Origin of the sequence: Pseudomonas sp. 10-1B, assembly GCF_000935045.1 — a bacterium.
Lineage (GTDB): Bacteria > Pseudomonadota > Gammaproteobacteria > Pseudomonadales > Pseudomonadaceae > Aquipseudomonas.
Genome location: NZ_JYKS01000006.1, coordinates 39,188 through 48,423 on the forward strand (window position 1 = coordinate 39,188; position 9,236 = coordinate 48,423).

8 protein-coding genes and 1 tRNA gene are annotated in these 9,236 nt (G+C 60.0%); 6 read left to right on the forward strand and 3 right to left on the reverse strand.

The annotated features are described in order from the left end of the window. Positions 1–156 precede the first annotated feature (156 nt). The 4 genes from TZ03_RS05195 to TZ03_RS05210 all read left to right on the forward strand — a co-directional run bounded on the left by TZ03_RS05195 (position 157) and on the right by TZ03_RS05210 (position 4,827). Positions 157–3,900, forward strand: coding sequence for a bifunctional diguanylate cyclase/phosphodiesterase (locus tag TZ03_RS05195; RefSeq protein ID WP_051096202.1), 3,744 nt, complete (start codon positions 157–159; stop codon positions 3,898–3,900). 17 nt (positions 3,901–3,917) lie between these two features. Next, positions 3,918–3,994, forward strand: a tRNA-Ile gene (locus TZ03_RS05200). A 268-nt stretch (positions 3,995–4,262) separates the two neighbouring features. Next, positions 4,263–4,517 (forward strand): type II toxin-antitoxin system RelE family toxin, encoded by a 255-nt coding sequence (locus tag TZ03_RS05205; RefSeq protein ID WP_051096204.1) that lies wholly within the window; start codon positions 4,263–4,265, stop codon positions 4,515–4,517. Continuing rightward, positions 4,501–4,827 carry a helix-turn-helix domain-containing protein gene (locus TZ03_RS05210; protein WP_051096206.1) on the forward strand — a complete coding sequence of 109 codons (327 nt, stop codon included), beginning with the start codon at positions 4,501–4,503 and terminating at the stop codon, positions 4,825–4,827. The genes TZ03_RS05205 and TZ03_RS05210 overlap by 17 nt, the downstream gene beginning before the upstream one ends. A gap of 416 nt (positions 4,828–5,243) precedes the next feature. Here TZ03_RS05210 and TZ03_RS05220 read toward each other — a convergent pair whose 3' ends face one another. Next, positions 5,244–5,927: a glycosyltransferase family 25 protein gene (locus tag TZ03_RS05220; protein WP_051096209.1), complete on the reverse strand. Its 684-nt coding sequence runs from the start codon at positions 5,925–5,927 to the stop codon at positions 5,244–5,246. A 339-nt stretch (positions 5,928–6,266) separates the two neighbouring features. Continuing rightward, a complete protein-coding gene (locus TZ03_RS05230) occupies positions 6,267–6,845 on the reverse strand; it encodes a serine acetyltransferase (protein WP_051096213.1) in 579 nt (192 codons plus the stop codon). A gap of 273 nt (positions 6,846–7,118) precedes the next feature. On the opposite strand from TZ03_RS05230, the gene TZ03_RS05235 reads away from it, so the two are divergent. Beyond that, entirely contained in the window at positions 7,119–7,580 is a 462-nt protein-coding gene (locus TZ03_RS05235; protein WP_051096215.1) for an Lrp/AsnC family transcriptional regulator, read from the forward strand. 12 nt (positions 7,581–7,592) lie between these two features. Here the strand turns inward: TZ03_RS05235 and TZ03_RS05240 are convergent, their stop codons facing one another. Next, positions 7,593–7,883: a hypothetical protein gene (locus TZ03_RS05240; RefSeq protein WP_051096217.1), complete on the reverse strand. Its 291-nt coding sequence runs from the start codon at positions 7,881–7,883 to the stop codon at positions 7,593–7,595. A 623-nt stretch (positions 7,884–8,506) separates the two neighbouring features. On the opposite strand from TZ03_RS05240, the gene TZ03_RS05245 reads away from it, so the two are divergent. Then, on the forward strand, positions 8,507–9,236 hold a 730-nt coding region (locus TZ03_RS05245), incomplete at its 3' end, for a flavin monoamine oxidase family protein (protein WP_051096219.1).

Consider the following 9,236-nt stretch of genomic DNA (forward strand, 5'->3'; position numbering starts at 1 on the left):
CCCGCTCCCACAAGTACAGCACAGGCCTCTGGTCAGATATAACAGCCACACACCTCCAAGGCCCTGTTGTATCTGACAAAAGACCTCGTCCTCCACCGCACACCTGCAGCAATGCCCGTCTACACTCGATTCAGACCCCCTGAATGCGAGGCCGCTATGCCCCTGATGCCGGCCATTCTGTTGCTGCTCCTGGTTTTGTGGAACACAACGGCCGGCGCCCTGACCCTGACAGACGAGGAGAAAGCCTGGTTGGCTGCCCACCCGCAGTTGAACCTGGGCATAGATGCCTCTTGGCCACCGTTCGAGTTCCGCGACCAGGAGGGCCGATACCAGGGATTGGCCGCCGATTACATCGCCACGATCCAGCAACGCCTGGGCGTGACGCTCCAACCGGTCGAACCCAGCAACTGGACCGAGGTACTGGCGCAGGCACGCGAAAGCCGCATCGACCTGCTGCCCGGCATCATGTCCACCCCCGAGCGCCAGGGCTATCTGGCCTTCACCCGCCCGTACCTCGACTTTCCCATCGTCATTCTCGCCCACAAAGGCGGGGCGCAGCCGCGCAACCTCAACGACCTGTACGGCCTGAAGATCGCCGTGGTCGAAAACTACGCCCCGCACGAGCTGCTGCGCACCCAGCACCCAGACCTCAATCTGGTGGCACTGCCCAATGTCAGCTCCACACTACAGGCCTTGGCTACCGACGAAGTGGACGCAGTGGTCGGCGACCTGGCTTCGAGCATCTGGAGCCTGCGCCAGCTCAAGCTCGATGGCCTGTATGTCAGTGGTGAAACGCCCTACCGCTATCAACTGGCCATGGCCACGCCGCGTGACAAGAAGGTGCTGGTCGGTATCCTCGACAAAGTGATAGCCGACATGAGCAGCAGCGAGGTCAGCCAGATCCAGCAGCGCTGGGTGGGCAATGTGGTCGACCAACGGATGTTCTGGTCCGACATGCTGGTCTATGGCCTGCCAGCCGTGCTGTTGCTGATGGCAGTACTGGCCGTGGTCATCCGCATCAACCGCCGGCTCAGCTCGGAAATTTCCCGGCGCATAGCCCTTGAACAGGAGCTGCGCAGCAGTGAATACCACTACCGTGGCTTGGTCGAGAGCCTGTCAGCCATTGCCTGGGAGGCCGACGCCAATGACTTCACCTACAGCTACGTCTCACCGCATGCCGAAGACCTGCTCGGCTACTCACTGAGCGAATGGCTCAAGCCCGGTTTCTGGCGCAGCATCCTGCATCCGGAGGATGCACTCTGGGCCCAGGCCTACTGCGACAGCGAGACCGCGGCTGGGCGTGACCACAGCCTGGACTACCGAGTGATCCGGGCCGATGGTCAGCCACTGTGGGTACGCAATATCGTCAGCATGATCGAGCATGGCCACCAACCGGTGATGCGTGGGCTGATGATCGACATCAGCGAAACCAAGCGCACCGAAGACGCCCTGCGCCTGTCGGAGCAAAAGTTCGCCTCGGTGTTCCAGCAGTGCCCCGATATCCTGCTGATCGCCCGGCACAGCGACGGCTGCCTGCTGGAGGTGAACGAAGCCTTCGAAGAGCAGATCGGCCTGGCCCCGGGCCAGGTGATCGGCCGTACCGCCACCGACCTGGGCCTGTGGGGCGTCGAAGGCTGCGGCCCACAGCTACTCGAACGCCTGCACCAGGGCGGCATCCGCAACCTGGAAATGAGCTTCCGCCGCAGCAACGGCCAGCTGTTCACCGGCTTGACCTCGGCTGAAACCTTCGAGCTCGACGGCACCCCCGCTCTGGTGGTGGCGGTACGCGACATCAGCCAGCTCAAGGAAACCCAGCAGCAGCTGCAAACCTCGGAAGAAAAGTTTGCCAAAGCCTTCCACGCCTCGCCCGACGGCCTGCTGCTGTCGCGCCAGAGCGACGGTTTGCTGCTTGAAGTGAACGAAGGCTTTTGCCGCCTCACCGGCTACGACCTCAACCCGACCATCGACCAGACCTCGCTGGACCTGGGCATCTGGGTCGACCTCAACGAACGCAAGCGCCTGGTCGACCAGCTCAACCGCGACGGTTTCGTGCGCGATTTCACCTGCCACATCCGCCGCAGCGATGGGCAGATACGCCTCTGCGAGCTCTCCGCACGGCCCTTGCCGATTGCCGGCATCGACTGCATGCTGACCATCGCCCGCGATATCACCGAGCGCCATCTGATGCAGGAAAAACTGCAACTGGCCGCCACCGTGTTCGAGAACACCGCCGAGGGCGTGCTGATCACCGACATCGACCAGCGCATCACTGCCGTCAACCGCGCCTTCAGCGAAATCACCGGCTACAGCGAGCTCGAAGCCCTCGGCCAGACCCCACGCCTGTTCGCTTCCGGCCAGCACGACAGCGCGTTCTATGCGGCCATGTGGCACCAGCTGACCGATGAAGGCCACTGGCAGGGCGAGATCTACAACAAACGCAAGGACGGCGAGCTGTACCCCAGCTGGCTGACCATCAGTGCCGTGCGCAACAGCGAGCGCGAGGTCACCCACTTCGTCGCCGTGTTCGCCGACATTTCCAGCCTCAAGCACGCCCAGGCCAAGCTCGACTACCAGGCCCACCACGACCCGCTCACCGGCCTGCCCAACCGCACCCTGTTCGAGAGCCGCCTGCAAGCTGTGCTCACCTGTACACAGCTGTCGAACCGCCAGGGCGCGGTGCTGTTCCTCGACCTCGACCGCTTCAAGCACATCAACGACAGCCTCGGCCACCCAGTCGGCGACCTGCTGCTCAAAGGCATCGCCCAGCGCCTGAAGGAGCAGGTACGTGACGTCGACACCGTGGCCCGCCTGGGTGGCGACGAGTTCATCATCCTGCTGCCCGGCCTGCACAAGCCCACTGACGCCAGCACCATCGCCAACAAGCTGCTGGCCTGTTTCAACGCGCCGTTCCAGGCCGGCGAGCACGAGTTCTTCACCAGCGCCAGTATCGGTATCAGCCTTTATCCACAGGACGGCACCGACGTTTCCACACTGATCCGCAACGCCGACGCAGCCATGTACCGCTCCAAGGCCAAGGGCCGCAACCGCGTCGAAGCCTACACCCGCGACCTTACCGCCCAGGCCAGCGAGCGCATCGCCCTGGAACACGAACTGCGCCGCGCCATTGAACGCAACGAGATGAGCTTGTGCTTCCAGCCCAAGCTAAGCCTCAAGACCCAGAGCCTGGTCGGCGCCGAAGCGCTGGTACGCTGGAGCCACCCAACCTTTGGTGAAGTGCCACCGGAGCACTTCATCCACCTGGCGGAAGAGAACGGCACCATCCTCCAGCTCGGTGACTGGGTACTGGAACAAGCCTGCCGGCAGATGCAGCTCTGGAAGTTGCACTACGAACCCTTCGGCCCACTGTCGATCAACCTCGCAGGCGCCCAGCTACGCCACCCACACCTGGCCCGGCGCATCGAACAGTTGCTCAAGCACTACCAACTCAAGGCTGGCGACCTGCAGCTGGAAATCACCGAAAACTTCATCATGAGCCAGGCCGAAGAGGCCCTGGCCGTGCTGTACCAACTGAAAAAACTGGGCGTGCAACTGGCTATCGACGACTTCGGCACCGGCTATTCATCGCTGAGCTACCTCAAGCGCCTGCCGCTGGACATTCTCAAGATCGACAAGTCGTTCATCCGCGGCCTGCCCGACGACCCTCACGACGCCGCCATCGCCCGCGCGATCATCGCCCTGGGCCGCAGCATGCAACTGACCATCATTGCCGAAGGCGTGGAAAACCAGGCCCAGCAACGCTTCCTGGCGGCCGAAGGCTGTGAACAGATCCAAGGCTACATCGTCAGCCTGCCCCTGCCGCCGGAAGAATTCGCGGCAACGTTTCTTCGCATAGCACTATCCGATCTTTCGGATGGCACAGGTGCGAAACCCTCGTTATAATCCGGGCCACTTACTGAGGGCCTATAGCTCAGTCGGTTAGAGCAGAGGACTCATAATCCTTTGGTCCACGGTTCGAGTCCGTGTGGGCCCACCAACCTTGAAGCCGCGTATTACGCGGCTTCTGTCTTTCTGATGGCTAGCAAATGGACGGTTCACAAAGTCCACTGGCTGGTCACGTCCACGGAACCAGCCCTACGCCCAGCAACTTGGGAACATTCACCACCGCCAAGGCTTTGGGGATGCAGCTCGAATCCATCACCGCATAAGACGAGGGTGCCAATCGGCGCCCTTTTTGTCGCCCCTATTTCGGCTTGCAAATGCTTATACAATGCTTATAATTTGCTTATTGAAACGGGTCGAACATGAACACGATCAACTGGTCACGCAAAGCGGTGAAGCAGCTCAGGAAGGTCAATAAGGCTGATCAGCCCAAGATCTACGATGCAGCCCAAGCACTGGCTCACATGCCGAACGTTCAGAACATCAAGACGTTAATCAATCACCAGTACGGCTACAGGCTTCGCGTAGGGAACTACCGCATCCTGTTCGATTGGGATGGCGGCGTGAAGATCGTCAACATCGAGGAGGTCAAGAAACGCGATGAACAGACCTACTAACGTACAGATCATCAACGGGGCGGATGGCCGCCCCGCCTTTGTTGTGGTGCCTTACGCCGACTATATTGCCAGTCGCCCCCAAGACGACCTGGTGCCTAACGAGGTCGTAGGGTACATGGTGAAAGAGGGAATGACCGCAATAGCTGCCTGGCGTAGGCACCTGGATCTGACTCAGGCGGAGGTGGCTGAACGCCTGGGAATCTCCCAGTCCGCCTATGCCCAGCAGGAGGCTGCCGAGCGCCCGCGCAAGGCTACACGCGAGAAGATTGCCACGGCACTGGGTATCCCGGTGCAGTCACTGGACCTGTAGCCCAAGTCTCCTTGGCCTCCCAGACCCCGCCACCGGCAACGGTGTGCGGGGTTTCATGGTGCGCCAGGGTCTCGCCTGCCGCCAAACAACGCGGGAGCATTCAGCGTTGCAGGTAATTCAACCTTATCGATAGCCACGAAGATGAAGGCACTCAATAAAAAGGCCCTGGAAAATCCAGGGCTTTTCACATTATTTCTTGTGCGTCAACACATCGGACCAAAGCCAATCGGAAAACATGAGCGGCACCCAAACCAGCAGGACTAGCAGTGAGCTGACGAATGATAGGGTTTGCATAGACAGTTGTCTGGCGAAACTCTCAGCCGTGTCCTGAAGGGGCTGGTTCCTGTCCTTGTGTGATATTTCCCTTCTCCTCCTGCTCACCATCTTTATCTCTATAGCGTATGGCAATGCGCTAATCACATATCGCGATACAGCACTGTTTTCCCAATATTCTTAAATGCCTGGGTGTATTGTTTGCGCCAGTTTTCCTTCCAGAATTTTGCATCGGGAAATGTGCCGTCAGTCGACCGGGCGGCAAGTACATCACTTGCGACTACTTCTTCAGGTTGCTGCTGGCTCAGCATTGGGAAGGACATATAGGATTTGAAGTGCTTTGAGTACACTTTATCAATCGCCACACCAGAGTAGGGGGCGTGGCGCAGCAAATGCTGGCACCCCTTGCGAGTAAGGATGTAAGCGTGAGTCCCCTTGGCTCGAACCCTTGCGATCCCTTTGCTCCAGGTGAGCCAGACCTTTCCGAGATTCGCCCCTAGATAGAGCTGTTCAGGGTCGCAACGATTCATGAACGAATTGATCTGTTGCACTTGGACCGGTTCGAACTCCATCAGTGTTGCATCGTCCTCGAGGATGAGAACGCGTTGATAGTTACGCTCCATCGCTAGCGTCGCACATTTGACGTGGGAGTCGAAGCACCCGCGCTCTGAGTTCCCGCTATCGCGTTCAACTACCAGAAACTCAATATGCAAACCACTACCTTCAAATTCCTTTTCCAGCAGCTCACGGCGATCTGTGCGTTCCTTGAGGCTTATACAGAAAACACCGTCAATTTTCAGCTGGCTAAGATCCTTGCTTTTAGGCATACCGAGTAACGCTCCATTATTTATCCAATATGCCCAATCCCCATGGGCCTGCCAGGTGTAGGGACTGGATCCGATTATTGTCCGATAAATGATGGCATTCGGCTACCCGCGCAGCATTCATGGTCTCATGGCTAGCGCGACCGTCTTCGGCACGGGTTTTTCGCGACTACGGTAATAGGCCAACATGCGCCTGCTCAGCCCCAACTCCTGAGCTGCGCGGTCCAAGGTCAGCCCATGCTTGGCCATCCAGTTCCAAACAAGCTCATGTGAACACTCCCCAGCCTGCTCCACCGCCCGTGCGCGCAGGTTGTCGGCAGCAAGCTCCAAATACAGCAGGGCTTAATCGTTAGATTTTGTGATCCCCTGCTGCCCCCTCGGCCGCATCTCGATCTGCCGCTGGTTGTAAAACGTCATACCAGCCGGAATATCCCGCGTAACCAGCGACATCGCGCCAATCACCACGTCATCGCCAATGTCAATACGGTCAGCGACGATGCAGCTGTTAGCGCCCATGCTCACATTGTCGCCAATGCGCAGCGCGTATTCCTCCAACCCCAGGGTCTTGATGCCGATAGAGCAGTTCTGGCGAACGAAGAAATTGCGTCCGATGCGCACATGCCGGGTAATCACCACCCCTGGCAGGTGCGCGATGCGCAGACCGGGAGCGATCTGTGCGCCGATGTCGATGTCCACGGCATACTTGAGATTGAGCCGCTGCTGCATGCGTCGGGCGTAACGCCGGGCCAGGCCGCCGCGGGCGTCGAAGTACTGGGCCAGGCGGAAGGCGAAGAGAAAACGCAGCTTGTTGTCCTTGCGTGCGCGGCGCAGCACGTTGAACAACAGGCTGATGCGGCGTCCGGACCTTTTCTTGTTGGAGACTTCCAGTCGCCAGCATTCGAGCAGGTGGTCGAGGTTCACGCGAGGGTACTCGTTGGACTAGCGGTTCATCATGCCGAAGGTAAAGCCATCGGGCCAGCGCGGTCGTTGTAGGAGCGGCCTTGTGTCGCGAAAGGGCCGCAAAGCGGCCCCGGGATTTCAGCGGCGATGCTGATAATGCTGGGGCTGCTTTGCAGCCCTTTCGCGACGCAAGGCCGCTCCTACAGGGGATCGCGTCGCAGGGCCATCTGTGACTGCCCTTGCCCTGATTGGCACTGGCTGGCTAGGCTAGCGGGCCAACCGTAGAGACTCGCCATGTCGGACTCCCGCTCCATCACGCTGGATGAAATCGATCGCCAGCTGATCGCCCTGTTGCAAATCAACGCCCGTGAAAGCGTCGCCACCCTCGCCCGCCAGCTGGGCATCGCCCGCACCACTGTCAATTCGCGCCTGGAGCGGCTGGAGAAGAACAAGGTCATCTCCGGCTATGGCGTGCGCCTGGGCCAGAGCGTGATCGGCGGCGGGCTGCAGGCGTATGTAGGGATCAAGGTGCAGCCGCGCTGCGGCAAAGAGGTGGTGCGGCGCCTGAGTGCCATGGGCCAGGTGCAGCAGCTTTGCGCGGTGAGCGGCGAGTTCGACTATGTGGCCTGGCTGCGCACCGATTCGCCCGAGCAACTGGACCAGTTGCTCGACCAGATCGGTAGTGTCGACGGCGTGGAGAAAACCACCACGTCGATCATTCTCAGCAGCAAGGTGGACCGCGGGCAGCCGCTCTGAGCTGGCTGGCGGTCAGGCTTCCTGGCCGTCGAGCAGGCCCTCCAGGATTGCCGACAGGCTTTCGGCGGAATGCTGCATTGACCAGACGATGTCACGGCTGCGTTCGGGGGCGTGATGTTGGGCGTAGTCGGTGGCGATCTGATTGAGACCACGAGCCAGCAGGCAGGCGTGGACCAGGGCGTCTGCGGCGTCGATGCCGGGGCGTATGGCGAATAGCGGCGGGTGGCTGGATTCGCAGTTGCAGAAGAGCTTTTCGGCGGTGGGTTTCAGTTTTTCGGGTTGGTCGGAATCAGTTTTCTTCATGATGCAATTTCCAAATTGATTTGAGGAAACCGCCTACCAACTCCTTCTCACGGGAAATAGGTGGCAGCCATGCACGGGGTGAGAAACCGGCCAACTTGGAAATCCGGCCAGGCCAAAGCCTGCCCGCGCACGGCTGCCATGACATAGCCTTGGTGCGAAGTTGGAAGCTGGGTTCTCACACCCAGTCGCCCTAACAATGGCGACCCAGTGAAGGTAACGCCGGGGAGTTTTCCACGCAGCCAGACCGCGGCTATAGCGGGCGTAGGGTAATTCTTTATTTCAAACCATGGGTGTAGGAACAGTCTGAACACACCTGCTCTCATGCACTTCACGGCCCCCTGTGGGAGCGGGCGTGCCCGCGAACACGGGCGCAGCCCGTGCCATATACCGCGCCGACTTCTTCGCGGGCTCGCCCGCTCCCACAGTACCCGGCGTTTGTCTTGACAATCACTGCCTCCAGATCGTCAAAATATCTTGTTATTTTCTCATTTCGACGAAAAAATCGACATTAAGACAACACTCTGAACCTTAATAACGAACCTGCCATTCCCTAAAATGCCCCCCAGGCATCTCCTATACTCAGGCTCCGCTCCCCCGCGCAGCCTCTCTGGCAAGGTCACTTCATGAACAAGAAAAACCGCCACCCCGCCGACGGCAAAAAGCCCATCACCATCTTCGGCCCGGACTTCCCCTTCGCCTTCGACGACTGGCTGGAACACCCCGCAGGCCTGGGCAGCATCCCGGCTGAACACCATGGTGAGGAAGTGGCGATCGTGGGTGCCGGTATCGCCGGCCTGGTGGCCGCCTACGAGTTGATGAAGCTGGGCCTCAAGCCAGTGGTGTACGAGGCCTCCAAGCTGGGTGGCCGGCTGCGCTCGCAGCCCTTCAACGGCACCGACGGGGTCATCGCCGAACTGGGTGGCATGCGTTTCCCGGTATCGTCCACTGCCTTCTACCACTATGTGGACAAGCTGGGCCTGGAGACCAAACCCTTCCCCAACCCGCTGACCCCGGCCTCGGGTAGCACGGTGATCGACCTGGAAGGCCAGACCTACTACGCCGAAAAGCCCACCGACCTGCCCCAGCTGTTCCACGAAGTGGCTGACGCCTGGGCCGACGCGCTGGAAAGCGGTGCCCAGTTCGCCGACATCCAGCAGGCCATCCGCGACCGTGACGTACCCCGGCTAAAAGAACTGTGGAACAAGCTGGTACCACTGTGGGACGACCGCACCTTCTACGATTTCGTCGCCACCTCGCGCTCGTTCGCCAAACTGAGCTTCCAGCACCGTGAAGTGTTCGGCCAGGTTGGCTTCGGCACCGGCGGCTGGGACTCGGACTTCCCCAACTCGATGC